Source organism: Arthrobacter sp. DMZ02-1R (genome assembly GCF_057747935.1).
This window is the reverse complement of record NZ_CM173230.1, coordinates 2665679-2691329: the sequence shown is the minus strand read 5'-3', so window position 1 is coordinate 2691329 and position 25651 is coordinate 2665679. Positions and strand designations below refer to the sequence as shown.

The 25651-nt window shown below is 66.6% G+C and carries 20 protein-coding genes; 9 read left to right on the top strand and 11 right to left on the bottom strand.

Annotation, left to right across the window (positions count from 1 at the left end):
• Nucleotides 1-36 precede the first annotated feature (36 nt).
• The 5 genes from AC3ANQ_RS13005 to AC3ANQ_RS12985 are packed head-to-tail and all read right to left on the bottom strand — an operon-like array spanning nucleotide 37 to nucleotide 5399.
• Nucleotides 37-975 (bottom strand): fumarylacetoacetate hydrolase family protein, encoded by a 939-nt coding sequence (locus tag AC3ANQ_RS13005; protein ID WP_488301435.1) that lies wholly within the window; start codon nucleotides 973-975, stop codon nucleotides 37-39.
• Nucleotides 972-2033 carry a phosphotransferase family protein gene (locus AC3ANQ_RS13000; protein WP_488301434.1) on the bottom strand — a complete coding sequence of 354 codons (1062 nt, stop codon included), beginning with the start codon at nucleotides 2031-2033 and terminating at the stop codon, nucleotides 972-974. Before AC3ANQ_RS13000 ends, AC3ANQ_RS13005 begins: the two co-directional genes overlap by 4 nt.
• The gene (gene eno, locus AC3ANQ_RS12995; protein WP_488301433.1) at nucleotides 2030-3334 is read right to left on the bottom strand and encodes a phosphopyruvate hydratase; all 1305 of its coding nucleotides are present in this window, start codon (nucleotides 3332-3334) and stop codon (nucleotides 2030-2032) included. Before eno ends, AC3ANQ_RS13000 begins: the two co-directional genes overlap by 4 nt.
• Nucleotides 3331-4320, bottom strand: coding sequence for a C-terminal binding protein (locus AC3ANQ_RS12990; protein WP_488301432.1), 990 nt, complete (start codon nucleotides 4318-4320; stop codon nucleotides 3331-3333). Before AC3ANQ_RS12990 ends, eno begins: the two co-directional genes overlap by 4 nt.
• Nucleotides 4317-5399, bottom strand: a complete 1083-nt coding sequence (locus tag AC3ANQ_RS12985) for a fumarylacetoacetate hydrolase family protein (RefSeq protein ID WP_488301431.1) — start codon at nucleotides 5397-5399, stop codon at nucleotides 4317-4319. The genes AC3ANQ_RS12990 and AC3ANQ_RS12985 overlap by 4 nt, the downstream gene beginning before the upstream one ends.
• Before the next feature lie 297 nt (nucleotides 5400-5696).
• Between AC3ANQ_RS12985 and AC3ANQ_RS12980 the strand changes: the two genes are divergently transcribed.
• Nucleotides 5697-6227, top strand: coding sequence for a cupin domain-containing protein (locus tag AC3ANQ_RS12980; protein ID WP_488301430.1), 531 nt, complete (start codon nucleotides 5697-5699; stop codon nucleotides 6225-6227).
• A 63-nt stretch (nucleotides 6228-6290) separates the two neighbouring features.
• Here the strand turns inward: AC3ANQ_RS12980 and AC3ANQ_RS12975 are convergent, their stop codons facing one another.
• The 4 genes from AC3ANQ_RS12975 to AC3ANQ_RS12960 all read right to left on the bottom strand — a co-directional run bounded on the left by AC3ANQ_RS12975 (nucleotide 6291) and on the right by AC3ANQ_RS12960 (nucleotide 10172).
• On the bottom strand, nucleotides 6291-7400 hold the full coding sequence (locus tag AC3ANQ_RS12975) for an alcohol dehydrogenase catalytic domain-containing protein (RefSeq protein WP_488301429.1): 1110 nt from the start codon (nucleotides 7398-7400) through the stop codon (nucleotides 6291-6293).
• Between the two features lie 57 nt (nucleotides 7401-7457).
• Complete coding sequence (locus AC3ANQ_RS12970) at nucleotides 7458-8000, bottom strand: carboxymuconolactone decarboxylase family protein (RefSeq protein WP_488301428.1); 543 nt, start codon at nucleotides 7998-8000, stop codon at nucleotides 7458-7460.
• A gap of 44 nt (nucleotides 8001-8044) precedes the next feature.
• Nucleotides 8045-9046, bottom strand: coding sequence for a VOC family protein (locus tag AC3ANQ_RS12965; RefSeq protein ID WP_488301427.1), 1002 nt, complete (start codon nucleotides 9044-9046; stop codon nucleotides 8045-8047).
• A 94-nt stretch (nucleotides 9047-9140) separates the two neighbouring features.
• Nucleotides 9141-10172 carry a LacI family DNA-binding transcriptional regulator gene (locus AC3ANQ_RS12960; RefSeq protein ID WP_488301426.1) on the bottom strand — a complete coding sequence of 344 codons (1032 nt, stop codon included), beginning with the start codon at nucleotides 10170-10172 and terminating at the stop codon, nucleotides 9141-9143.
• 501 nt (nucleotides 10173-10673) lie between these two features.
• On the opposite strand from AC3ANQ_RS12960, the gene AC3ANQ_RS12955 reads away from it, so the two are divergent.
• From AC3ANQ_RS12955 to AC3ANQ_RS12935, 5 genes are read left to right on the top strand one after another with little or no spacing between them, the layout of a single operon-like run.
• Nucleotides 10674-12050 carry an MFS transporter gene (locus AC3ANQ_RS12955; protein WP_488301425.1) on the top strand — a complete coding sequence of 459 codons (1377 nt, stop codon included), beginning with the start codon at nucleotides 10674-10676 and terminating at the stop codon, nucleotides 12048-12050.
• A gap of 33 nt (nucleotides 12051-12083) precedes the next feature.
• The gene (locus tag AC3ANQ_RS12950) at nucleotides 12084-13325 is read left to right on the top strand and encodes a CaiB/BaiF CoA transferase family protein (protein ID WP_488301424.1); all 1242 of its coding nucleotides are present in this window, start codon (nucleotides 12084-12086) and stop codon (nucleotides 13323-13325) included.
• Nucleotides 13322-14485, top strand: coding sequence for an acyl-CoA dehydrogenase family protein (locus AC3ANQ_RS12945; RefSeq protein ID WP_488301423.1), 1164 nt, complete (start codon nucleotides 13322-13324; stop codon nucleotides 14483-14485). Before AC3ANQ_RS12950 ends, AC3ANQ_RS12945 begins: the two co-directional genes overlap by 4 nt.
• Nucleotides 14486-14501: 16 nt before the next feature.
• On the top strand, nucleotides 14502-16643 hold the full coding sequence (locus AC3ANQ_RS12940) for a 3-hydroxyacyl-CoA dehydrogenase NAD-binding domain-containing protein (RefSeq protein WP_488301422.1): 2142 nt from the start codon (nucleotides 14502-14504) through the stop codon (nucleotides 16641-16643).
• Between the two features lie 49 nt (nucleotides 16644-16692).
• Nucleotides 16693-17880 carry an acetyl-CoA C-acyltransferase gene (locus tag AC3ANQ_RS12935; protein WP_488301421.1) on the top strand — a complete coding sequence of 396 codons (1188 nt, stop codon included), beginning with the start codon at nucleotides 16693-16695 and terminating at the stop codon, nucleotides 17878-17880.
• Nucleotides 17881-17950: 70 nt separating this feature from the next.
• Here AC3ANQ_RS12935 and AC3ANQ_RS12930 read toward each other — a convergent pair whose 3' ends face one another.
• Both AC3ANQ_RS12930 and AC3ANQ_RS12925 read right to left on the bottom strand, forming a co-directional pair.
• A complete protein-coding gene (locus tag AC3ANQ_RS12930; protein WP_488301420.1) occupies nucleotides 17951-22792 on the bottom strand; it encodes an NAD-glutamate dehydrogenase in 4842 nt (1613 codons plus the stop codon).
• Nucleotides 22793-22919: 127 nt separating this feature from the next.
• Complete coding sequence (locus tag AC3ANQ_RS12925) at nucleotides 22920-23372, bottom strand: Lrp/AsnC family transcriptional regulator (protein ID WP_488301419.1); 453 nt, start codon at nucleotides 23370-23372, stop codon at nucleotides 22920-22922.
• A gap of 124 nt (nucleotides 23373-23496) precedes the next feature.
• Here AC3ANQ_RS12925 and AC3ANQ_RS12920 point away from each other — a divergent pair, with 124 nt between their 5' ends.
• The 3 genes from AC3ANQ_RS12920 to AC3ANQ_RS12910 all read left to right on the top strand — a co-directional run bounded on the left by AC3ANQ_RS12920 (nucleotide 23497) and on the right by AC3ANQ_RS12910 (nucleotide 25497).
• Nucleotides 23497-24123: a LysE family translocator gene (locus AC3ANQ_RS12920; protein WP_488301418.1), complete on the top strand. Its 627-nt coding sequence runs from the start codon at nucleotides 23497-23499 to the stop codon at nucleotides 24121-24123.
• Between the two features lie 65 nt (nucleotides 24124-24188).
• Entirely contained in the window at nucleotides 24189-24896 is a 708-nt protein-coding gene (locus AC3ANQ_RS12915) for an RraA family protein (protein WP_488301417.1), read from the top strand.
• Nucleotides 24897-25362: 466 nt separating this feature from the next.
• Nucleotides 25363-25497 carry a hypothetical protein gene (locus AC3ANQ_RS12910; protein ID WP_488301416.1) on the top strand — a complete coding sequence of 45 codons (135 nt, stop codon included), beginning with the start codon at nucleotides 25363-25365 and terminating at the stop codon, nucleotides 25495-25497.
• Nucleotides 25498-25651: the final 154 nt, after the last annotated feature.

The following is a 25651-nucleotide window of genomic DNA, read 5'->3' as shown; positions in this document are numbered from 1 at the left end:
GGTGCGCACTCTGTGATGTGCGACGGCGGGGGAGGGTCAGCTCGCTCGGTCGGTGTCGGCGGGGATGATCTGCACGCTGATCGATCCGAGGCCGCTGATCTGCCCCTTGAGCTGGTCGCCGACGTGCATCCAGGTCCCGGTACTGAGTCCGACCCCGGCGGGGGTGCCGGTGAGCACGACGTCGCCTGGTTCGAGGGTCACGTGCTCGCTGATCCGGGAGACGAGCTCGGGCACCGGCCAGATCAGGTCGGAGGTGTTGGCGTTCTGTCGGAGTTCGCCGTTGAGCCAGAACTGCAGTTGCAGGCTGGTGTCGTCGATGAAGCGGGCCGGCACGATGCCGGGCCCGAGCGGGCAGCTGTCGTCGAAGACCTTGCCGCCGAAAAGGTCGAACCTGACGAGGTGCTTGGGGTGGCGCTGCCAGTCACGGGCCGAGAGATCCAGCGCGATCGTGTAACCGGCGATGTGCTCACGGGCCCGGTCCACCGGAATGTGCCGGCCGCGGCGGCCGATGACGAATGCCAGTTCGAGCTCGTAGTCGAACTTCTCGGTCTCGGTGGGGTAGTGGACGGACCGGCCCTGGCCGACGAGCGTGGTGGTGGGCGGTTTGAGGAAGAAGACCGGGATGTTGTCCTCTTTCGAGAAGCCCGTGTGACCACCGTCGTTGATGACGTGGTCGTAGTAGTTGGCGCCGGTGCAGATGACCTTGTTCGGGTACTGCAGCGGGGTGAGCCAGTCCTCAGGCTCGGTCGGCTCGGCGACTGGATCGACTGCGCTGCTGGAGAGGGATTCGACGGCGGCGAGCAGCACCGGCTCGGCGATCTCCCAGTTGGCGAAGACGGTCATCAGCCCGGCCGCCGGACCGGCGGCCAGTATCTCGGGGGCGAGGTCGGCGACCCGGTACAGGCGGCCGTTAGGGAGTCGGATCACGGGGGTGGGCATTCCGTCGATCCGGACGGTGGACAGGGAGAACGTCACGGGTTCTGCTCCTTGATTTGTGGTGTGTTGATTTGCGCCGTGCCGGCGGCCGCCGCACGGGCTGTAAGCATCCAGTCGTCGACGATCGAGTCTGGAGTCGCGGTGGGCCTAGACATCAGGTCACGGGCGGCGCCGCGCACCTGTTCGCGTTGCGGGGGTGTGAGGTACTCCACGGGGGACGCGCCGTCGACGCGGGCCAGCGCGAGCAGCGGCAGAAGAGACGCGACGCGTCCCATCAGGTCCGCCGGCGGTTCCCAGTCGATGTGTCGGGCGTAGCTGTCCAGCAGCAGGCGGGCGGAGCGGTGCAGCCGCTCAGTGTGGTCCGGCAGAATGATCGACTTGAGCAGCAGGTGGTTCAGGCAGAACGCGAGATCGAACGCCGGGTCACCGAACCAGCCGCACTCGGCGTCGAGCAATACCGGGCCGCGCGGACCGAGAAGAATGTTCTTGGGGCTGACATCGCCGTGCACCACCGCCAGGTGTGTGCCGGCGGTCACCGCGGCGAGCCCCTCGATCCGGTCGGCCAGGTCGGGATTCGCCCGGGCGGTGACCCGGAAATAGGGCTCGATGCGTAACGCGTCGAAGTTGCCGTCGGTGGCGAATGCTTGCGCGGCAGCCGGATCCTTGGCGCTCGCTGTGTGCAGCCGGCCGACCAGGTCGCCGACGGCGTGCGCGGCGGCCGGGTCGATATGCCCGCCAAGGAGCTGGGCCTTCCAGACCGGGTAGTCCTTGGGCGGGAGGAATTGCATCGCGAACAGTCCGGCCTGCTCGTCATAGGCGAACACCTGCGGGACCTGCGTGGGAGCGACGGCTCCGGCGAACAGCAGCCACTCGTACTCGACCCGGTTGCGGGAGGTCGGCGCGAGCCATTCCTGCGCGACCTTCAGCTGCGCCAGCGCTCCCTTCACACAGAGGGTACGACCGGGCAGGTCCACCTGCCACAGGTCCGAGCTCACGCCACCGGTCAGGGGGGTCAGTATCGCAGTCTCCGATGCCCGCATCAGTCCGTTGCGGAGCAGGAACTCCTGCACGCGGGCCGCGGGCTCGGCGTCGTTCACCGTTCAGCCACCGCGGCTGGGGCCAGCATGGGCAGATTGCTGAAGCCCAGGGTTGAGTCCTCGGCGATGCGCACCAGCTGGTTGTATTTGGCCAGCCGCTCGGAGTTCCGCACGGACCCGATCTTGATCTGCCCGGCCCCGGTCCCGACAGCCAAGTCGGCCAGGAAGTCGTCCTCGGTCTCCCCGGATCGGGCCGACACCACCGGGGCGTAGTCGGCGGCGCGCGCCTCGGCGACCACGTCGAGAGTGCCAGTCAGTGTGCCGTTCTGGTTCACCTTGACCAGGACGCCGTTGGCAACCCCGTGGGCGATGCCCTTGGCGAGCCGTTGGCTGTTGGTGGTGAACAGATCGTCGCCGATCAACCTGATCCGATGTCCCAGGCGTTTGGTCAGGGTCTGCCAGCCTTCCCAGTCCTCCTCGTCGAGCGGGTCCTCGATCGAGACGATCGCGAAGCGGTCAACCCAGGACGACACCATGTCGATCATCTCGGCGGTACTGAGATGCCGTTCCTGCCGGCGCAGGTGGTAGTCGCCGGCTTTGCTGTCGTACAGCGAGGTCGCAGCGACGTCGATGGCGATGGCGATGTCAGTGCCGGGCTCCAGACCGGCGGCCTCGATGGATTGGGTGATCAGCTCAAGGGCTTCCTCGCCGGTGCGGCAGCCCGGGCTCAGGCCGCCCTCGTCGGCCAGCAAGGTCGGCAGCCCCCGTTCGGCGCAGAGGGTGGTGGCAGCGGCGCGGACGCGGGAGGTGAGCTGGATTGCCTTGAGTGTGGAGGTGGCCGAGACCGGTATGGCCAGGAAGTCCTGGAAGTCCATGCCCCGTCCGGCGTGGAGGCCGCCGGAAAGGATGTTGACCATCGGCATCGGCAGCACCGGCTCGCCAGCATCGGCGAGCTGGGCGATTCGCCGATACAGCGGCAGCCCGCTGGCCACGGCGGAGGCACGGCAGACCGCCAGTGAAGTGCCCAGGACGGCATTGGCACCGAGCCGCGACAGCGTACGGGTCCCGTCCAGGTCCCGCAGCCGCTCATCGATGGCCCGCTGGTCGTCCACGTCGTGGCCGCGCAGCGCGGATGCAATCTCGCCGTTCACGTGGTCGACTGCGGCGGTGACGCCGAGGCCGTCGAACACCGACGAGTCGCCGTCGCGCAGCTCGTGGGCCTCGTGGGTGCCGGTTGAGGCTCCGGAGGGCACGGAGGCCCGGGCGAGGGCGCCGGTGTTGAGGACGACGTCGACCTCGACGGTCGGGCGGCCGCGGGAGTCGAAGATCTGGCGGCCGTGAACGGTGCGGATGGTGCTCAAGAGGACACTCCAGTGGTCAGCGGGGACGGGGTGTTGCAGGGGTGGTGAGCCGGTTCGCCGTGCAGGACGCGGACGACTTCCTGGGCGGCGCTGCGGCGCAAGTCGATCACCGACGCGTCGGAGGCGAAGGCGATGTGGGGGGTGACGATCACGCCGGGGTGCGCCAAAAGCTCGGCGGGAACCGTCGGCTCCTCTTCCAATACATCCAGGCCGGCTCCGCCGAGATGTCCGGTTTGCAGGGAGGCGAGCAGGGCTGCGGTGTCGATCAGTCCGCCGCGGCTGACGTTGATCACGAAGGCGCCCGTCGGCAGCAGCGCCAGTTCCCGTTCGCCAATCAGGTGATGCGTGTGCGGCATCAGGGGCGCGTGCAGGACGACAATATCGCTGGCGGCGAGGAGGCCGTCAAGGGGCATCACCTCGATGCCCCCGGTGTCGGCCGGAGGGTGCGGGTCGCTGATCACGACGCGGGCTCCGAGCGCCTGCAGCTTGGCCGCCGTGGCTCTGCCGATGCGGCCGTATCCGACGACACCGCACGTCAGAGTGGACAGCCGCCGCAGCCGCGCCCCGGCGGGGTTCCATCTGCCGGCGCGGACCTCGCGGTCGGCGGCGACCAGCCCGCGAGTCCAGGCCATGGCCAGCCCGACGGCGTGATCGGAGACCTCTGCGACGCAGTAGTCCGGTACGTTTGTGACCTGCACGCCGCAATCCGTAGCGGCGGACACTGCGATGTTGTCCAGGCCCACTCCCATCCGGGCGACGACCCGCAGCGGGGCCGAGGACGCGATCGCTGTAGCGGACACGGTGGCCCAGCAGGTGAGGATGGCGGCGGGCTGGTGTTCTGCGATCAGGGCGTCGATGGTCTCGACCGGTGCCGGGTCGGCCGGGCCGACGACGAGGCGGAAGCCGGCGTCTTCGAGGATGCCTCGTTCGATGCTGTCGTCGGGCCAGGCCCGGTCGGTCAGCAGGACGGTCTGCTGTGGGGTCATGACGCGTGCTCCTTTTTCGTGGTCCGGCCTGGAACGGCCGGGTTGGGGTCGGACGGGTTTTGATTGAATGTCGGGTCCACGCACCGGGTGATCTGTTCGCCAAGCCCAGTCACCGACGCCTTGACGGTGTCTCCGGCGCTCAGAAAGCGGCCGTGGTGGAGGCCGAATCCGGCGGGGGAGCCGGTGCAGAGCAAGTCGCCGGGGCGAAGCCGGGTGTGCTGGGACAGGTACGAGAGCTGTTCGGGAATGCTGAACACCATGTCGTCGGCCGTGTCGTCTTGCATGAGTTTGTCGTTGAGCGACAGCCGCAGCCGCAGGCCGGAGGGGTCGGGGACCTGCCAAGCGGGAACGAACCACGGTCCGAGAGGGAGCGATCCCCGCAGGCCTTTGCACTGCAACCAGTCGCTGCCCAGCGCGGGCAGGTCTGGCCGGAGGACACGGGAGCGGATCGTCAGGTCATTGACCACGCAGTAGCCGGCGATGGCCGCGTGCGCCTCGGACACTGTTAGCCGGGAGCCGGACCCGCCGATAACGGCACCGATCTCGACCTCCCAGTCCAGGGTGTCAACGTCCGGACCCAGCTCCAGTTCACCCAGAGGGGTGCCGACCCGGTCGATGCTGGTCAGACAGATGTAGGGGCTGCCGTCGCGGCGTCGCTGCTTCAGAGCCTGCGCGGTGGCGGCACGCACGCGATCGGCGTCGGCCGGGTCAGCGCCGTCGACGGCGGCCTCGATGACTTGCCGCCGATAGTTGCCGATGGTGCAGAACAGCTGCGTGGGCCGCAGCGGTGCCTCAAACAGCAGCGAGCCGGCCGGCAGGCCGTGCTCGGCGATCGCCTCCGCCGTCTGTGGAGACTCGGTCAGTCGTCGAAGCTCGGCGTGATGGGTGCCCCACTGTCGGATCAGGTCGGTGATTGAGGCGAACCTTGCGCACGGCCAGTCCGAGGCCCACGTCCGCAGTGGAAGAGCGCGGTCGCGATGGACCAGCCAGACCGCCGTCGTCTCCACAGCGTGAGCTGTCTGGGCCAGCACGATCCCCGTGGGGGCAAGGTCGGCTTGTCTGCCGTCATCTTCAAGCATGTGCTAACGATAGCATAGCGGGTTTAGGATTTCACCCCCCCTCGAGCTGCGGGCTCGTCGCGTTAATAGGAGAGGCCGACGACGACGGCGGCAAGGCCGAGCCGCTGTGGCGACACGCCGCGCTGACGCCGCAGCCAGCGGCTTTTAATCGGGCGGGGTCAGCCTTCGTGTGGCCGGCCGCGACGCGTCCTGGATACTGTCGTGCGGCTGCTGGCAGACTTGGAGTGACCCATTGACAGGGCAGTCCGGTCGAGGGATAGTGCTAACGATCGCATGGAATCGTTGAGAGGAACTGAAGTGACAGTACGAAGAGTAGTCACCGGCACGGACGGGGCGGGGAAGTCGGTGTTCGTCTCCGACGGAGCAGTACCCCACAGCCACGACTTCGAGACCATGCCGGGGCAAGCTCAGATCCGGGTCTGGTTCACCCCCGGAGCGCCGTCCACCATGCCACCCGACGCGGAGCCCACCGACAATCACGGCCCGGTGGTCCCTGGCCCAGGCGGTGCAAGCTTCGTGATCGTGCGTTACGCCCCCGATTCCGTGGTGAAGAGACCGGATTTCGATCCGGCCGCAGCCGGCCAGGAGCTGGCCACCTACGCGCCGGATCTGGCCGAGGTGTTCGAGCCGGACGGTATGCACCGCACCCGCAGCGTCGACTACGGGGTGGTGCTGGAAGGGGAGGTGTGGCTCGAGCTGGACGACGGCGCGCAGGTGCGGCTGACGCAGGGCGACACAATCGTGCAGCTCGCCGCCCGGCATGCCTGGCGGAACAAGACGAAGGCGCCGGCGACGGTGGCATTCGTGCTCACCGGCGTCGGCGCCTAAGTGCTGGCCGGGGCGCGCGTGCGCCCCGGCCAGGCCGGTAGGACGACCCGGCCTAGCGGGTCGTCAGGGAATGACGACGTAGTTGCTGAAGCCGCCGCGCGGATCCTTCAGCCGCCCGGAGATTGCAGTGTTGACCTCCGACAACGGGAACGCCTCGGTCTCCAGGTAGTTGAGGTCAAGGGTGCCGGTCTCAACCATGTCGGCCATCTCCTGCCCTTGGGCCGCGGTGAACCAGTTCGAGCCCATGATCTGGACCTGCTCGTCCATCAGCCATTTCATGTCGACCGCGACCTCGTCGGCCACCCCGCCGACATTGACCACCCGACCGCCGCGCCGGACCCCTCGCATGGAGTCGACCATGGTAGCCGCGTCGGCTCGGGCCCCGAGGGCGCTGATCACAAAGTGGGCTCCGTCGCCACGCGTCTGGGCTTTGGCCCACTCCGCGGACGACTGTTCGCCGAGCTTCAAGACCTCGATCCTGCGCGGTGAGAGGGCCTTCACCCGCTCGAGCAGCTCCTCGTTGCGTCCGGTGCCAAGGATCTTGGACACCCCCATGCTCAGGCACAGCACGGTCGCTGCCACCCCCAGCGTGCCGGTGATCCCGTCGATGAGGCCCACGGTGCCCGGTCCAGCGCCGGCCTGGCGGAGCGCCCCGTAGGCGGTGCCGATATATCCGAACCGGGCAGCCAGTTCGAACGGCAGGTTGTCGGGGATCTTGACCAGAGCCTGCTGCGGAGCAGTCATGAACTCACTGAACCCACCATAGGGGTAGAGGTCGAAGATCCGCTGTCCGTCACGCGAGGTGCTGAAGTACCCGTTGAGGGTGTAGTAGCGGCAGCGGCTGGGAGTGCCCCCGGAACAGGCGTAACAGCTCCCGCAGGAGCGCAGCGGGTTCACGTACACCCGGTCACCGGGCTTGACGTTTATGACCGACTCTCCGACCTCCTCCACCACCCCGGTGGGATCGAGCCCGAAGATCGCCGGGAAGGCGGGGATGGGCTGGTGGGGGAACCAGGTCGGCCAGTTGTTGATCACGTTGGCCATGTTCGGCACGATGCCGACGGCCTTGACCCTGACCAGTACATCCGTGGGTCGGGGTTTGGGTACCTCGATGGTGTCGATCGACATGGGTTCGCCGATCTTGTGCAGTCGGGCTGCGCGCATCGTCGCCATTGACGGGCTCCTTCTAGGGAAAGAAAAGGGTTGTTGTGGGGGAATGGGGCGGGGGAGCTACTTGCGGTAGCTGTCCTCGAGGTCGATGTGGAGCAGGCCCATGATCCGTACGCCGGAGTTGTACCAGGCGATGGTCAGGGTGAGCTCCACCATCTGCTGGTCGTCGAGGTGCGCGGCCGCGGCAGCCCAGGTCGCGTCGGACACGTGCACCTTGGTGGTCGATTCGCGTGCAAGGGCAATTACGGCACGTTCGGAGTCGTCGAACAGCTCAGAGCTCTCGCCTTCCGCCACCGCGGCCAGCTGCTCGTCGGTGAGTCCGGCCTTGCGGCCGTGGGACTGGTGGTGGGCGATCTCATACTCCGAGCCGGTGGCGTGGCCGACCGACAAGATCGCCAGCTCCCTCAGCTTCGGGCTCAGCTGTGAGCCGTCACGCAAGGCGTTGGCGTAGGACAAGAATGCGTCGAGCAGGACCGGGGCGTTCGCCAGTGCACGGAAGATGTTGGCGGTCGGCACCTTGCGCTCGGCCTCGAGGCGGTCCCACAGCGGCTGCTGGTGGACCGAAACGGCGGCGTCGCGGGACAGGGAGGGAACTCGGGACATGATTGTATACTCCAGTCAGGTTGGGGCGTCAGCGGGTCTGGGCGTCAGCGGGTCTGGGGGTTGGCGAGGAATTTCTCCAACGTCATCGGGGCAGGAGGAACGGCCGGCGACTTCAGCGGGACCCCGACGAAGGCCGAAGCCTCGAAGTACCACTTCTCCAGGGCAGGCAGTCCCCAGCGAGCGTTGGTGCTGACAGCCTCGGCGTCCCAGCGCACCGGCTCTGTCTCGATGTCGATGGTCTGGTAGTGGCTGTTGAAGACCTCGACACGATGGCCGTCTGGATCGCGAAGGTAGGCGAAGAGCATGCCCCCCGGCCCGTGCCGGCCCGGGCCTCGTTCGACCCCGTCTCCGTAGCCCATGATGCCGGCGAAGTCGCAGGCGGTGAAGATGTCATGGCTCTCGGAGACGGTGTAGGCGAAATGGTGCAGACTGGGGCCGTCGCCGGTCACCATGGCCAGGTCCAGGCAGGTGCCCTTGCGGTACATGAAGGCACCGATCAGCTCATCGCCGTGCTCCAGGTATTCCGAATTGCGGAACCCCAGGGCACTGTAGAACGCGCACAACTCATAGACGTCGGGTGTGAGGAGCTGGAAGTGGTCCAGTCGCTGGGCGCGGGCCCCCTGGTACTGCTCGAAATTGATGTGCAGCCGGGGCCGGGTCTCCATCGTGGAGCACAGCTCCAGCGGCGTCCCGACCGGGTCCGAGACGTGCAGCGTGCGGCCCTGGTGCGGCATGTCCACCCACTCGGCCGGGAGGTCGCGATCGCGGAAGTATCGGTAGGCCTCGTCCAGGTCCTCCTCGAAGAAGACCCGGAATCCGATGCGGCGGGCCGTGCCGCCGTCGAGGTTCTTCTCCAGCACGAGGCTGTGGTGACAGGCCTCGGCCAGGCCGCGTAGGTACACCGTCGAGTCGTCCTCCTCGCTCACCACCAGGCCGAGGACCTTGGTGTAGAAGTCGCGACTCTCCGCCAGGTCGGCGACGTTTAGTCGCAGGTGGCTGGTTCGGCTGATGTTGAACGGGGGGCGTAGATCGACCGGTGGTAGCAAGATGTCCTCCAATGGGTACGGTGTGGTGCTATCGTTAGCAAATTTTGTTTTTGAAGCACTCGAGAGCGCGCATCTTTTGGTGGGTGGTGCGGTTTCAGGCGGAGCGCTCGCGCGTCGCCGCCGGGGGCGGTGCGGTGCTGCCGCGAGGCACGAGCCAGCCTACCGACACCGACTCGTAAGGATCGTTGCCGGTGGGCGGGTTGTTGAGTCGGCGGATGAACCAGAGTCCGCAGGAGGTGGCCACATCGCCGATGGGGAGACTGATAGTGGTGAGTCCGGGTCCCCACCAGGAGAACCCGCTCTGATCGCCGAAGCCGACGACCGACAGCTCGGTGGGGACGTCGACGCCCATTTCCAGCAAGCCGTCCAGGGCGCCGACTGTGTGTAGGACGGACCCGAGGACGACGGCGGTCGGCGGGCTCGGCCGGTTCAGCAACTGATGCACCGCCTCGCGAGCGTGCTCGGGTGAGGCCGGGGCGCCAAGTTCGACCAGGTTGGAGCGCGGCGAAACGCCCCGGTCACGGAGGGCCTGGCGGTAGCCCTCGAGTCGCTCCCGGCCTGTGGGCAGGTCAGCCGGTGCGCCGATGTAGGCGATCCGGGTGTGGCCGAGATCGAGCAGATGCGTCGTGGCATCGTGCAGCGCCCGGTGATCATCGAGACCGAACCACTGCGCGCCCAGTGACGAGTGCCTGCGCAGCAATTGGACGTGCGGCATGCCCCGCAGCAGGTTGACCGAGTCACTGTGTGGGCTCGGGGTCGGTGCGATTACCACACCTGCCGCGCGGCTGGCGGACAGTTCGCGCAGGTGGCGGCGCTCGATGAGGCGATCGTCGAACGTCTCGGCCAGCATCAGCTGGTAGTCCTCGGCGGCCATTATCGCGGACAGCTCGTGGGCGATGGTGAAGTAGAAGCTGTTGCGGATGTCGGGGATGACCAGCCCCACGACATTGCTCGGGGCGCCCCGCATCATTCGGGCCGCGTGGTTGCCCACGTAGCCCAGTTCGGAGGCCGCCTGACGGACGCGGGCCTTGGTCTGCTCACTGATGCGGGTGTCATCGGCCAGCGCCCGTCCGACGGTGGAGACCGACAGCTGCAGATGTGCAGCGATATCCTTGGTCGTGACCATCGTTCCTCCTGACGCAAGTCTGTTAGCAGATCATCGTATACGGCGGAATGGCCTAGGGTCGGGCGCTGATGCAATCGGAGCCGACGCGGCGTTGGCGCGCCGATGCGTCCATCCGAAGTACCTGCTCGAAGGTTGGAACTGCTTGCCATTCCTGTGCTAACGATAGCACGAACCGGGGTGCGGTCAAGAGGGGGCGCGTCCGGATTGCCGGGGTCGGCTCAACCGGCTTGCCGGAAATCCTGCCCCCGCCTCGTGGTATGACGGTAAGCCCGGGCATTCCCTTTGTCCTGTTGCCGCGCGCGCCAGGACCTCCGGAAAGATCCCTCTTGACGCTGGCATGCGTCATGCTATCGTTAGCACAGGTACCCAGTACACACCCGTTCCACCCTTCGAGGACGCGCTTCCGACAGCCGCACCGGCGTGCCGATGCCGCGTCGGCTCCGATCACATCGGCGCGCGATCCTCGGCCATGCGAACACAACCCCTCTCGACTAGGAGACGATGATGTCCCACCCGATCCCTTCCGGCGCCAACCGGGCCCCCGGTGCAGCCGGTTCCGCCGTTGAACACGCCGTACCTACCTACCCCGAGCCTATGGATGCGATCTCCGTGGACGCGATCCCCGCCAGCCCGGCGCCATCCCGGGTGAAGAACAACCCTGAAGGCAAAGCCACTAAGGCCGTCGCCGCCGTCTCGCTCGGCGTCCTGGCGTTCACGTTCATGCTCAATGCGATGGACCGGCAGGTCTTCCCGCCCCTGCTGACCACAATCAGCAATGAGTACGGGTTCAGCCTTCAGGCCGGTGGACTGCTGGCCACGATCTTCACCCTCGGGATGGCGGTCGCAGGCATCCCCGCCGGATTCCTGGTCGAGCGGTTCTCGCGCAAGACCGTCCTGGTGGTCAGCGTCGTGATCTACTCCCTAGGCACCCTGGCGACCCCGCTGGCCTCCTCGTGGGGCGACATGGCCCTGTATCGGATTATCTCGGGGCTGGGTGAGGGGATGCAGGCCGCGGCCCTTTTCGCCGCCGTCGGCGCGTTTTTCCACCACCGTCGCGGCCTCGCCCTGGGGGTCCTGGGCTTCGCATTCGGACTAGGGGCGATATTCGGCCCACCGCTCGGTGTCACGTTTGCCGGCCAGTTCGGATCCTGGCGGTCCCCGTTCATCATCTTCGGGCTGCTCGGCCTGCTGGTCGCAATGGTCGCCGCGTTCGCCGTCAGCCGGAAGTTCACCGAGCGGGCAATCAGCATGACCGGCGTCGAAGGCTCCTACGACTACATGCCGGCCAAAGCCTACAACCGCAACTCCTTGGCGATCGCCGCAGCCTCGGGCTGCGGCGCCCTCGCTTTGTACGGGTTCCTGGGTCTGTACCCGACCTTCCTGACTACTCAACTTCACGTGTCCACCGGTCAGTCTGCGCTGGCGCTCAGCTTCGTGGGCCTGGGGGGACTGGCCGGCCTGTTCGGGGGCTGGATCGGCGACCGGATCAACCAGCGGATCCTTTTGATCGTTTCCCTGGTCGTGATGGCGGTGATCGGCGTGCTGATCTACCAGGTGCAGGCATCGTTCGCTTGGCAGTGCGTCTTCGCCTGCCTGATGGGTGTGTTCGGTACCGGTGTCTTCTTCCCCAACACCAATAGCGCGATCCAGCGGGCGGTCCGCCCGCACCAGGTCGGGAGAGCCGCCGGTCTGTTCGTCACTTGCTACTACGGATCGGCCGCCTTCTCCGGGCTGCTGTTCGCGGCGCTGGTGCCGATGCTCGGCTGGCAGGGAGCCGGCTTGCTGCAGGTCACCGTGCTGCCGTTGGTGGCGGCCGCGATCATGCTGATCGTGCAGACCTCACTGTTCAACAACGCGACCCTGGCGGCCACCCGTTGATCACCCCCGTGATCGCGACGGAAGGAGAACCAAGTGCGTGAAGCCAGTTCGCATGATCGCGCTCTCGGCGCATTGACCGGGATCGTCGTTGCCGACTTCAGCCGGGTACTCGCCGCACCCTACGCGACAATGCTGTTCGGTGACCTTGGCGCCGACGTGATCAAGATAGAGCGCCCAGGTCTTGGTGACGACACTCGTCAATGGGGGCCACCGTTCACCGATGATCACGAGGCGACGTACTTTTTGTCGGTGAACCGCAACAAGCGATCATTCACGGCCGACATGTCCGACCCGGCAGACCACGACGACTTGATCGAGCTGATTCGGCGGGCTGACGTGCTGATCGAGAACTTCCGTCCGGGCACGATGGCACGGCACGGGTTGTCCTACGAGGAGGTCGCCGCGATCAACCCGCAGTTGGTGTATTGCTCGATCACAGGGTTCGGCTCGGGGGAGGCTGCCGCGGCCTTGCCCGGCTACGACCTGCTGGTGCAGGCCGTGGGAGGACTGATGAGCGTGACCGGCACGGGCCCGGGTGAGCCGGTCAAGGCCGGCGTCGCCCTGGTCGACGTGCTGACGGGCCTGCACGCCGCTATTGGCGTTCTGGCCGCGCTGCGTGCACGGGAGACAACCGGTCGGGGCCAACTCGTTGAGGTCAACTTGCTCAGTACCTTGCTGTCCAGCATGGTCAACCAGAGCGTCGGCTACACCGCCGGTGGTGCGGTTCCGGGCATCCTCGGGAACAGGCACCCTTCGATCGCGCCCTATCAGCTGTTCCCGGCTTCCGACCGGCCGGTCGTCATCGCGGTCGGAAACGACCGGCAGTTCGCCCTGATGTGTAAGGAACTCGGAATCCCCGAGGCGGCGAACGATCCACGTTTCGCGACCAACCCGGCCCGCGTCGCCCACATCGACGAACTCGATCAGGCCATCACGGTGCGAACCATCAAGCAGCCCGCCGAGCACTGGTACCGGGTCCTGTCGGCTCGCGGGGTCCCCTGCGGCCCCGTCAACGACATCGCCGGTGCCTTCGCGATGGCCAGCGAGCTGGGGCTCAACGCCCGCGTTGCCGTGGGGGCCGGCCAGGACAGCGTTGACTTGGCCGCCAACCCGATCACACTGTCCGACACGCCAGTCACCTACGTTCGCCGGCCACCACGGCTCGGGCAGCACGCCGAAGAAGTGCGCGCCTGGCTTCACAGCCAGACCACCAACGAACTTCCGCAACACCGCCACAGCAGCATCAACCACGAGCCAATGGGAGCGCACCAGTGACCGACTTCGCCACCGACTACCTCGACATCGACTCCCTGCTCACCCAGCAGGAGATCGATCTGCGCAGCCAGGTCCGCCAGTTCGTCGACGACCGGATCCGCCCCAACATCAAGTCCTGGTATGAGGAAGCAGTCTTCCCCCAGGAGCTGGTTAAGGAATTAGGGAGTCTTGGCCTGCTGGGCATGCACCTGAAGGGGTACGGTTGCGGCGGCCGCAGCGCCGTCGAGTACGGGATCGCCGCCATGGAGCTTGAAGCCGGCGACTCCGGCATCCGCACCTTCGTGTCCGTGCAGGGCTCGCTTGCCATGAGCGCAATCTCCAAGTTCGGTTCGGAGGAGCACAAGCAGCGGTGGTTGCCTGGCATGGCCGCAGGGGAGCTGATCGGGTGCTTCGGTCTCACCGAGCCCACCGCGGGCAGCGACCCCGCCAACATGCTCACCCGAGCCGAGCGTGATGGGTCGGGTTGGGTGCTCAACGGAGCCAAACGCTGGATCGGTCTTGCCTCCATCGCCGATGTTGCGATCATCTGGGCTGGCACCGACGACGGCATCCGCGGCTTCGTCGTCCCGACTGACACGCCGGGCTTCTCGGCCACCCCGATCTCCGAGAAGCTCTCTATGCGCGCGTCCATCCAGTGCGATATCACCATGGAGGACGTCCATCTACCGGGCAGTGCCGCACTACCCGGCGTGGCCGGCCTCCGCGGTCCGTTCTCCTGCCTCAACGAAGCGAGATACGGCATTATGTGGGGTGCCATGGGTGCCGCCCGTGACGCCTACCAGGCTGTCTTGACATACGCGAACCAGCGCACCCAGTTCGGCAAACCGCTCGCCTCTTTCCAGCTCACTCAGCAGAAGCTGGTGGACATGGTCCTGGAGATCCAGAAAGGAACGCTCGTGGCCCTCCAGACAGGGCGGCTCAAAGACGCCGGCCGTCTGCGTCCCGAGCAGATTTCCTTCGGCAAGCTCAACAACGTCCGCCAAGCGATCGAGATCTGCCGTTCCGCCCGCACGATCCTCGGCGGAAATGGGATCACCCTCGAGCACTCGCCGCTTCGGCACGCCAACAATCTTGAGAGCGTGCGAACCTATGAGGGCACCGACGAGATCCATACCCTGATCATGGGCCGCGCGATCACCGGCATCCCGAGCTTCTCGTAGAGTGCGGGGGAGCATCGTGACCGAGAAGCAGGCTTTCCGGGAATCCGTTCCGGGCCGCGGGGCCGCATCCGCCGAAATCGTTACCGAGACCTTCACCACCTATCTGGACCATGCCGGTTTCCGCTTTGCCGTCCTGACCTTGGAGAATTCCGACCGCCGCCCCGTGAGCCTGGGTCCGGCATCCCTGGCCGGGTTCGAGGCCGCCGTGTGCGCCGTGGACCTGTCCCGGGTGGATGCCGTGGCCGTGACCGGCAAGGGCCCGGTTTTCTGCGCGGGGGCGGACCTGAAGACGATGACGGAGGCTGCGACTCCGGAGCAGGCCGAGGACGTGGCGCGCCTGGGCCTGCAGGCACTCGGACGGCTGGCGGCGCTACCGGTGCCCACGTTCGCGTTCGTCAACGGGGCCGCGTTGGGCGGCGGGCTGGAACTGGCTCTGCATGCGGACTACCTCACCGCCGCGGACTCGGTCCGCGCCCTGGGTTTTCCCGAGGTCCGCCTCGGCCTGGTCCCTGGCTGGGGCGGCATCCCGCTCAGCGTGGCCCTGATCGGGTCCGCGGCGGCGTCCCGTCTGGTGGTCACGGATTCACTCGCAGGTAAAAGCCTCTCGGCCCGGGGGGCCGCCGGGCTTGGCTTGGTCGATGCCGTCCTGCCGCAGGACGGGTTCCTGGTGGCATCGTTGGATTTCGCCGTCGGGATCCTGTCCGGTTCGGCGGCGCCCGCCCGCGCTGGCCGCAGCGCGGAGCAGGAGCGCTCTGGCGCCGTCGTCGGTTCCGTGGCACTGGAGTCTGTCCGGACGCGGCTCGACGCCCGCCTGCACGGCGCCGCGCCCGCCCCCTACCGGGCCCTGGAGCTGATCGCCGCAGCGGACGCCACCCCAGCCGCTACCCCCGCCGGTACCGCCGGACGGACGGCGGAGATCCGGGCCTTCGGCGAACTGCTGCGCTCCGGCGAGGCCCGTGCCAGCATTTACGCCTTCCACCTCACGCAGTCCCTGGCGAAGAAGCCCGCGGGCGCACCGGCCGCGGCGCCGCTGCCGCTGCGCTCGGTCGGCGTTGTCGGTGCCGGGCTGATGGCGAGCCAGCTCGCCCTCCTCTTCGCGCGGCAGCTGCGCGTCCCCGTACGGATCACGGACCTGTCCCAGGAGCGCATCGACAGGGCACTGGAGTGGACCGGCGGGCAACTCGACCAACTCGTGGGGCGCGGGCACTTGCAGGCGGGCGAGGCCGAGGCCGTCCGCATCCTGGTCACCGGAGGCACGGACAAAGCAGCCTTCGCGGACTGCGACGTGGTCATCGAGGCAGTCTTCGAGGAGCTGGAGGTTAAGCGCGCCGTGTTCGCCGAGCTTGAACCGCTGTTGCGCCCGGAGGCCCTGCTGCTGAGCAACACCTCCTCGCTGTCCATCGCGGAAATGGGCCTGTCTCTCACCCACCCGGGGCGGCTGATCGGCTTCCACTTCTTCAACCCGGTGGCCGTTTTGCCGCTCGTCGAAATCATCACCGCGCCGCACACGGACGAAACCACGCTTGCGACGGCGTTCGAGCTGGCCAAACGATTGTCCAAAACGGCTGTGCTCGTCACGGACACGGCCGGCTTCGTGGTCAACCGCGTGCTGACCCGGCTCTTCAGCGAGGTCCTCACCCTGCTCGACGACGGCGCCGATCCCGAGACCGTGGACCACGCCCTGGACCCGCTGGGCCTGCCCATGACACCGCTGCAACTGCTGCAATTCATCGGCCCGGCCGTTCAGCTGCATATCTGCGAGACTATGCACCGGGCATATCCGCAGCGGTTCGGCGTGAGCACCAGCCTCACGAAGCTGGTCGCCGCGGGACTTCCCGGCTATCTGGATAACGACGGCGGCCTCTCACCCGCCGCCGCTGCCCTGCTGCCGGCGTCGAACCCAGCAGATGCCGGCGCAATCCGCTCCAGAATCCTGGCCGCGCTGGCCCAGGAAGTCACGGCCATGCTAGACGAGTCGGTGGTGGCCGGGCCGGAGCAGATCGACCTGTGCATGATCCTCGGCGCCAACTACCCCTTCCACACCGGCGGTCTGACCCCATTGCTGGACCGGGAAGCAGGCACCGCCTTCCATCCGAAGTTGCGGGTGCCCGTTCCCTCTTCACAGCAGTCCGACACCCCCGGGCCCGGCCGCCCCTAGACCAACGCACGTGCCGGTAGTCCGTCCCTCGCCCGTCCAAGGAGTAGAAATGAACCGCAGCACAGATGTCGTCATCGTTGGAGCCGCCCGCACGCCGCAGGGCAGACTGATGGGGCAGCTGGCTCCGTTGTCCGCCGTCGAGCTCGGCGGCGCTGCGATCGCCGCGGCTCTGGACCGGGCCAAGATCCGTCCGGATGCCGTCGACGCCGTCATCCTGGGACACGTGCTCCAGGCCGGGGCTGGACAGAATCCTGCCCGGCAGGCTGCTGTAGCCGGAGGCATTCCGCTCAGCGCCCACGCCGCCACCGTTAACAAAGTGTGTCTGTCCGGACTGAGTGCCATCATCGACGCGGGCCGGCTGCTGCGGCTCGGAGAAGCCGCGGTGGTGGTCGCCGGCGGACAGGAATCCATGAGCAACGCTCCGCATCTGCTGCGGGGTTCCCGCGCCGGACACTTCTATGGCGACGCTGCGCTGATCGACTCGGCCGCCCACGACGGACTCACCGATGCCTTCGATCACGAGGCCATGGGTTTAGCCACCGACCATGCCAATGACGCCTTGGGCATTTCCCGCGCTGAGCAGGACAAGGCCGCAGCCGATTCCCACCGGCGGGCAGCGGCCGCCGAGGCCGCGGGGATCTTCAACGCGGAGATAGTCTCAGTCAGGGTGCCGCGGCGCCGCGGGGAGGCCGATCTGGCATGCACCGACGAGGGTGTGCGTCCGGACAGCAACGAGGAGTCGCTCGGCAGGCTCAGGCCGGCGTTCTCCGCAACTGGCACAGTTACCGCGGGCAATGCCTCGCCGCTCAACGATGGCGCGGCCGCCGCCGTCCTGACAACCCGCGGCTATGCAGACGCCTACGGACTCGAGATCATGGCGGTGCTCGGCGCCCCGGGACAGACAGCCGGCCCAGACACATCACTGCCGGACAAACCGGCGCGTGCCATCGCGAAGGCACTTGAGACGTCCGGCTGGAGTGTGAGGGATCTGGATTTCGTGGAGATCAATGAGGCGTTCGCCTCGGTTGCCCTCCATTCGGCGGCACAGCTTGGGATCGGCATGGACAGAGTTAACGTCAACGGCGGAGCGATCGCCCTCGGCCATCCCATCGGCGCCTCCGGCGCGCGGGTTGTGGTCTCGGCCGTTTACGAGCTCATGCGCCGCGGCTCGGGCCAGGCGGCCGTGGCCCTTTGTGGCGGCGGCGGCCAAGGCGAAGCGCTGCTCCTCTCACGCTGACTCAGCGTACTCCCGAACTGAAACAGTGCGTTCAAACGGATTTCCCCGTCCTGAGCCGCTGGTCGGTCCCTCACCGCCGCACCATGGTTCGCAGGAGTTTCAGGGCCACGGAGATCGAGGCGATGTCCACTTGCCCGGGCTTGGTGACCTCCGCGAAGGTGTCCTTGATCCGTCCGAGTTGCTCTTGGTGTCCGCGTTCCCACTCCACAATGCGTTCCACGGTACTGGCACCGCTCGCATTAAGGACCTGGGTGGTCTGCATGACTGAAATGGTCATGTCTGCGACGGCGGAGTACACATCATCGCGCAATGAGGCCCGCGCCAAGGCTTCCCAGCGGTTCTGCCGGGGCAGGTCGGTGATGCGCAGCAGCAGACTCAACGCACCGATCCGATGGAAAACCGCATAGTACAAATCTGCGATCGTGGTGGGTGGTTCGTCAACCAGTTCCGAAATCAAGGAGATGTCCAGGAGCCCGAAGCTTTCCAGGAGATCGGAGGCGCGCCGTCTCAGCTCATCCGGCATCCCGACGTCGGCCCAACGTGCCAGCCGGTCCTCTGTGTGGTCACGATCGGAGCCGCGCAGAAAGTCCAGGGTCCGGGTCCGCAGCAGCCCAAAGGTCGGTGCGATCCTCGCAAGGGCATCCTCGACGGGTTGGTCCCGATGGTCGTGGGTCACGTACCACCGGGTTGCCCGGTCCAGGGCCCTGCGGATATACAGTGCCATTTCCGCCGCGTATTCGCTGGGAAACCCGGGGGGAAGGGCGGCCATCCTGCCCGTTATCCATTGCAGCCCGTAGGCCTCGCGGACAACCACGAAGGCCCTGGCGACGGCCGCGGCGGTGGCGGTGGTTTCCTCGATGGCGCGGAAGGCGTACGTGATTCCGCCGAGGTTGATCATGTCGTTGGCCAGCACGGTGCAGATGATCTGCCGGCGCAGGGGGTGTTCGTCCAGTTCCGCGTCGAAGCGCCCGGACAGCTGGCACGGAAAGTAGCCGCGGAGGATCCGTTTGAACCAGGGGTCGTCGGCGAGGTCGCTGGCGGTGAGTTCCGTGGCCAGTTCGATCTTTGCGTAGGCGGCGAGCACCGATAGTTCCGGGGCGGTCAGCCCGGTTCCTGACTGGAGCCTGTCGTGGAGTTGTTCCGTGCTCGGCAACCCCTCCAGGCCGCGGTCCAGGTCCGCGGCGTTTTCCAGCCAGTCCATCATGCGCTCAAAGCCGGGGCTCCACTCGAGTGCCTGGTGCCGGTCGTTGAACAGGAGGACGTTCTGGTCCCTGTTGTTTGCCAGGACCAGCCTGGTGACGTCATCGCTCAGGGACTGCAGGAAGCCTGTCCGTTCCGCCGCCCGCATCTTCCCTGCCGCGATCATCCGGTCGATGAAGATCTTGATGTTGACCTCGTGGTCCGAGCAGTCCACGCCGGCCGAGTTGTCTATCGCGTCGGTGTTCAGGAGAACCCCGTTCAGGGCCGCCTCTATGCGTCCGCGCTGGGTGACGCCCAGGTTCCCGCCTTCGACCATGGTGCGGGCCCTCAGTTCGTTGCCGTTGACCCTGATGGCGTCGTTGGCTTTGTCGCCGACGTCGGTGTGGCTTTCCGTGGAGGCTTTGACGTAGGTTCCGATGCCGCCGTTGTAGAGCAGGTCCACGGGGGCGCGGAGAATGGCCTCCATCAGTGCGTGGGGTGCCAGCGATACGGTTCCGGGCTCCAGGCCGAGGCATGCCCGGACCTGTTCCGTGATCTCGATGCTCTTGGCCCTGCGGGAATGGACGCCCCCGCCTTCGCTGATCAGGGCCGGATCGTAGTCGGCCCAGGACGAACGGGGAAGACCGAAGAGCCGCTTGCGTTCTTCGAAGGACGCTGCCGCGTCGGGGTTCGGATCGAGGAAGACGTGGCGGTGGTCGAAGGCGGCCACGAGGCGGATGTGCGGTGAGAGCAGCATCGCGTTTCCGAACACGTCCCCGCTCATGTCTCCGATGCCGGCCGCCGCGAAGTTTTCTCCCTGCGGGTCCAGGCCGAGCTCGCCGAAATGGTGCTTTACGGATTCCCATGCGCCGCGGGCCGTGATGCCCATCTGCTTGTGGTCATAGCCCACGGACCCGCCGGATGCGAACGCGTCGCCGAGCCAGAAGCCATATTCTTGGGCCACAGCGTTGGCTGTGTCGGAAAACGAAGCTGTTCCCTTGTCGGCGGCCACCACCAGGTAGTAGTCATCGCCGTCGTGCCGCACCACGCGCTCCGGCGGGACCACCGCCTCACCGCGAGCCGTAGTGACCAGGTTGTCTGTCAGGTCCAGGAGCCCCCTGACGAAGATCCGGTAGCATTCCAGGCCTTCGGCGAGCCACGCCTCCCTGTCGGCGGCCGGGTCCGGCAGTCGTTTGGGATAGAAGCCTCCCTTGGCCCCGGTGGGCACGATGACGGAGTTCTTCACGTTCTGTGCCTTGACCAGTCCCAGGACCTCGGTCCGGAAATCCTCGCTCCGATCGGACCAGCGCAAACCCCCGCGCGCCAGGGCCCCGAAACGGAGATGGACGCCTTCCACCCGCGGGGAGTAGACCCAGATCTCGTACTTGGGCCGCGGAAACGGGGCATTGGTAATCGCGGCAGGATTGAGTTTGAAGCTCAGGTGTGCCTTGCCCTGGAAGTAGTTGGTCCGCGTTGTGGCTTCCACGAGGTTCACGAAGGTGCGCAGCAGGCGGTCTGCGTCAAGGACCGGGATGTCGTCGATCGCGGCCAGCAACTCCTTCTTCGCCTCAGCAGTGTCCCTGGCCCGGTCGGGCCCGTCCAGCCCGGGATCGAACTTCGCGTGGAACAGGGCCAGGAGCGCTCGGGTGGCCCGGGCGTTGCTGATCAGCGTCTCCGCGATGAACCCGTACGAGTTGGTGGTCCCCAGCTGCTGGAGATACTTCGCGTAGCTTCGCAGTATGGCCGCCTGCCGCCAGCCCACCCGCTCCCGGATGACGAGCGCGTCGATGCGGTCGGACTCGATGTCGCCGCGCATGGCGGCGGCGAAGGCATCAGCGATCAGCTCCCTGGTAGCCTCCGGGTCGACTCCGGCGGGATACTTCACGCCCAGGTCGTAAAGGAACACGTCCTGGCCGGTACTGCGCCGGAGTTCGAAGGGCCGCTGGTCCAGCACCTCGAGCCCGAGGTTATGCAGGAACGGCAGGATCTGCGTCAGGCTCCTGGGCCTTGTCAGGTACAGGCGGATCCGGGCGTCCTCCACGAGGGTGCCCGGCGCGCCGTTCCCGAGGTAGACCGTGAGCAGCGGGTCCCCGTAGGGTCTGCCGCCCGCCCCGTCCAGGTCGAACGTCTCGAAATTCATGATGTCCCCGACCGCGGTTTCCGCCGTGTAGACCGCGCGATAACCCGGGGGGAACGCGTCCGACCACAGTTCGGAGAGCCGTGCCGCCTCGGCGGACGTGAAGCGCTCACGGATTACTTCTTCAAGACCCTCGGCCCACGGCCGGGTGGCTGAGACCAGCCGCCGCTCCAGTTCGGACGGATCGACGTCGACGGCGATGGACGCCGGGGCGCCCGGAGCGGCACCACCATGGATCCGGAAGAAGACGCGGGCCATGGGCGATCCGGTCAGACGGACCTCGAAATCGACAGAGTCCGCCTTGAACGCCTGCCTGAGTTCTTCTTCCATCAACAGCCGGACGGCAGTGCTGTAACGGTGGCGCGGGAAGAGGACCACCGCGGACACGAATCGGCCCGAACTGTCGGGCCGGAGGAACACCCGCGTCCGCTGTAGCACCTCGGCACGGAGGATTTCGCCGGCCAGCCGGGTGAGGTCATCCGCGTCGAGGTGGAACAGTTCGTCCCTCGGAAAGGTCTCCAGAATGGCCATCAATTCCCTGGCCTGGTGGGATCGGGGCGTAAATCCCAGACTTCCGCTGACTGCCTGGACCTTCTCCCGGATCACCGGAATCCGCCGGACCGACTGATGCGCGGCGCCGGGCGTGAACAACCCCACGAAGCGCCGTTCCCCGGTGACCCTCCCGGCCGCGTCGAACACCTGCACGCGCACCTCGTCCAAGTACGAGCGCCGCAGGACCGTGGACCGCACTTCCGAAGTCGCAAGCGTGAGCGCCTGGGACCCAAGTTCCCCCGGCAACCACGGTGGTGGCCATCCTGCGGACATGTCCCCCCGCGCTCCCCTCAGCAGACCCAGCCCGGAACCCTGCCGCCCGGAGAGCAGCTCCCGGCCCCCCGCCGTCGCGAGCTCAAATTCGTCATACCCCAGGAACAGGAAGTTGCCATCGCCGAGCCAGAGAAGCAGCTCGCGGATCTCGTCCCCTGGCGGAGCAACGGTATCCGGGAATCCGGTCGCGGAGACCACGGCGTCTTGCAACTTGCCGTGGATGGCAGCGGCGTCCTCGGCAGCAACCCGAACATCATCCAACACCCTCTGCAGGCGTTCCGTTAGTTCCCTTACGGCCGCCGCATCCGGCAGCCTGCCGATTTCCGCAGCGATCCAGACCTCGGTTTCCCCGGCCTCCGGTGGGGTCCCTTCCAGGAGGCCTTCTCTTACAGGGCAAGGGCGGGCGTCCAATAGCTCGTGGGACACCGGGTCCCGGAGCGCCCGGAAGCCCGGATGAACAAGCAGACGGATCGACGCGTCGCCGCGGGTGAGCTCCGCCGCCACGGAATGGACCAGATACGGGATGTCCTCGGTCACCACCGCGACAACGCTGGCATCCAATTCGGTCAGGATCCCGACGGCGGCCTGCCCGGGCGCCCGCGACGTCGCCACTTTCAGATGGTGTACGGCCCGCGCCCGGAGCGTCTCAGGGCTGTAGTTCTGCAGGTCCTCCGTGGGCACATGAGCGTAGTAGTCGGCGAGGAAATGCCCGTCTGGCCTGAAGGCGCCGACGGCAGCAGTATGCTCCGGGTGGCCTGATTTGGGTGACATGCCAATGCGCCTCCACAACGCGGGGTGCTAACGCAAACTGCGGTTGATTATCTCGTCCTCGCGCATGTCTTCATCATCGCCACCGCCCGTAAACACGTCCAGAGGCACCGCGCCGCTCAGGGCTCCTTCAGAGTGGTAGTGGCTGGTTTTCCACGATGTTTTTCATGACCAGTGTCGAACTTAGGCGCTGTACGCCGGGGAACGCGGAGAGCTGTTCATCGTAGAGCCGTTGGAATGCCCGTACATCGCGGGCGACGACGTGTAGCAAGTAGTCGGGGTCTCCGAAGAGGCGCTGCGCCCTCAGGACGTTTGGTACGCCGGCAACGGCTGCTTCGAAGGCGGCCACTGTGTCGCGGTCTCCGTCGCGCATCGTGACGAAAACCAACGCCTCGAATGTGAGGCCAAGAATCTCGGCGTCCAGTTGTGCCCGGTATCCGCTGATGGCGCCGGACTCCTCCAATGCTCGGAGCCGACGGTGGCAGGGCGACAGGCTCAACCCTACGCGCTCAGCCAAGTCGGTCAGCGAGAGGCGGCCGTCCATCTGCGGCTCAGCAAGAATCTTCCTATCCAGACTGTCCATGGGGAAAATTCTCCCTCAAAACGCCAGCTATCCCAAAGAACTTGGAAACGCCTTTGGGCCAGAATTTCCTAAGCTTTCCTAAGGGCCCAGACACCATGGGGTCCTTCAGTGCTAAGGAGAACACATGCCTTTCGGGACCGTGGCCGCCTTTTGGGCGGTGTCCTTTCTGTTCGTGGTGACACCGGGTGCGGACTGGGCATACGCGATCTCGGCCGGGCTCAGGCACCGGAGCGTCGTGCCGGCTGTCGCCGGGCTCCTGACCGGACACGTGGTGGCTACTTTGGTGGTCGCGGCGGGGGTGGGCGCCGTCGTTGCCGGTTCGCCGTTGGTGCTGACCGTTTTAACTGTGGCGGGGTCCGCGTATCTGGTGTGGCTGGGTCTGGGGATGTTCAGACATCCGTCGGTCCCGCAGGCAGGTGTGGATCAGGTGGAGGGCGGCTGGGTCCGGCAGGCACTGAAGGGCGCCGGGATCAGCGGCCTGAACCCCAAGGTCTTTCTCCTGTTCCTCGCGCTCTTGCCGCAGTTCACGAACCCCGATAATTCGTGGCCCGTCGCCGGGCAGATCGTGGCGCTCGGACTGGTGCACGTTGCCAGTTGCGCAGTCATCTATACCGGCGTGGGAGCCGGGGCCCGCGTGGTGCTGCGGGCCCGGCCCACCGCTGCCCGCACGGTGTCCCTGTTTTCCGGGGCTGCCATGATGCTCATCGGAGTGGTCCTGCTGATCGAACAGGTCCTCCATTGGAAATCGTAGGCTTGCCGAAAGCTGTTTAGCCCGCTGCCATCGTCCACAACCAAGAAGCTTTGGAGACCCTAGCCTTGCATTCAGAACTGCTCCACCGAACCTATCTGGACCTCACGACCCCTCACGTGGCCGATGCCTGCATGCGTCTCGGGATCGCGGTCCGGTGCGCACCGGCGGGAACCGCCCCGCTCTGGACGGGAAGCCATCTCGTGGGTCGTGTTCTACCGGCCCGGCACGCCGGGAGCGTCGACGTTTTCCAGGAGGCTATCGACCGCGCCGAACCCGGGGATGTCCTGGTGGTGGACAACGACGGCAGGCAGGATGAAGCCTGCATCGGGGACCTGGTAGCACTCGAAGCAAGCCGCGCCGGCCTGTCCGGGATTGCTATCTGGGGATTGCACCGCGATGCGTCCGAACTCAGGACCATCCGGCTCCCCGTGTTCAGCCAGGGGTCCCTTCCTGTCGGGCCCCAACGCCTCGACCCCCGTCATCCCGAAGCCCTGATCTCTGCGATGGTCGGCCCGCACGAAGTGACCGCGGAAGACTTCGTCCTGGGCGATGACGATGGTGTCGTGTTTGTACCACTGGCCCGGGCCCGGGAGGTGGCTGACGCCGCGGCTTCCATCCGGGATACGGAACGAGCGCAGGCGGCACGCATGCTGATGGGCACCCCATTCAGGAATCAGGCGCGCTTGGCGGAGTACCTCGTCGCCCGGGACGCGAACCCGGACGTGACCTTCCGGCAGCACCTCCGCTCGATCGGGGGAGAGATCGAAGAATAGGGTCAATGCCTCCGGACCACGCTTGATCTGCTATCGCCACCTACCCGCAGGAAAGCCTCCGCGGAGACCGTCAGTTGGTCTTGGAATCGGGCAGCTACGGACTTACCGACGGCCTTGCGCGGGAGGACGAAGCTCGCCGGGAATCAATGACAAACTCGGAGATGCTCGAACGCCTTATAGCTTTTGCCAGCGGCGAAAGACCCGCACCACCCCGGCCAGAAGAATAATCTTGCAGACTCCTGGCTAGAAGTCCGGCGCCGGTGTTCGTGCCGTGCCGGATCCGACGTCGGGCACCGCATGTCCCGGTTGACGTGCGGGGGTCAGGTGAATCTCAGCCTGGCCCAGGCCCGGTGACGGGTCCCGGGGTCCGATCGGTTCCAATACGAGGTTCCTCGTCTGCGCAGCACGAATCCTGAAACCGTGGGCCCGCTGGGGTGAGCGACGCAGGGCGGAGGTGCACGGTATCGTGGAGGATCTGCTCCGCTCGGTCGAGGATGGCAAGGCTGAGACCTTCGTGACGGTCCCGGAATTCGGCCTGCGCCAGAATGGCGGCGCCAGCCATCAGGGCTGGGAGCCACACGCCCTGTTCACCTACAGCTAGGGCCTCGTCGATTGCTGTCATCGTTGTATGGCCGGCGGCCGCTGTGGCCCCTGCGGCGCGCACGAGAGCCTCCAGCGGGTATACGGCACGGCGCCCTGCTCGCTCCGACATCGCTTCTTCCACGGTGTTCCTTTCCCGCCCGCCGGCAATGCTG

Coding starts and splice junctions, on each gene's coding strand:
- AC3ANQ_RS12990 (WP_488301432.1), bottom strand. CDS start 4,320: ATGACCCCACAGCAGACCGTCCTGCTGACCGACCGGGCCTGGCCCGAC.
- AC3ANQ_RS12985 (WP_488301431.1), bottom strand. CDS start 5,399: ATGCTTGAAGATGACGGCAGACAAGCCGACCTTGCCCCCACGGGGATC.
- AC3ANQ_RS12975 (WP_488301429.1), bottom strand. CDS start 7,400: ATGGCGACGATGCGCGCAGCCCGACTGCACAAGATCGGCGAACCCATG.
- AC3ANQ_RS12970 (WP_488301428.1), bottom strand. CDS start 8,000: ATGTCCCGAGTTCCCTCCCTGTCCCGCGACGCCGCCGTTTCGGTCCAC.
- AC3ANQ_RS12960 (WP_488301426.1), bottom strand. CDS start 10,172: ATGGTCACGACCAAGGATATCGCTGCACATCTGCAGCTGTCGGTCTCC.
- AC3ANQ_RS12955 (WP_488301425.1), top strand. CDS start 10,674: ATGATGTCCCACCCGATCCCTTCCGGCGCCAACCGGGCCCCCGGTGCA.
- AC3ANQ_RS12935 (WP_488301421.1), top strand. CDS start 16,693: ATGAACCGCAGCACAGATGTCGTCATCGTTGGAGCCGCCCGCACGCCG.
- AC3ANQ_RS12930 (WP_488301420.1), bottom strand. CDS start 22,792: ATGTCACCCAAATCAGGCCACCCGGAGCATACTGCTGCCGTCGGCGCC.
- AC3ANQ_RS12925 (WP_488301419.1), bottom strand. CDS start 23,372: ATGGACAGTCTGGATAGGAAGATTCTTGCTGAGCCGCAGATGGACGGC.
- AC3ANQ_RS12920 (WP_488301418.1), top strand. CDS start 23,497: ATGCCTTTCGGGACCGTGGCCGCCTTTTGGGCGGTGTCCTTTCTGTTC.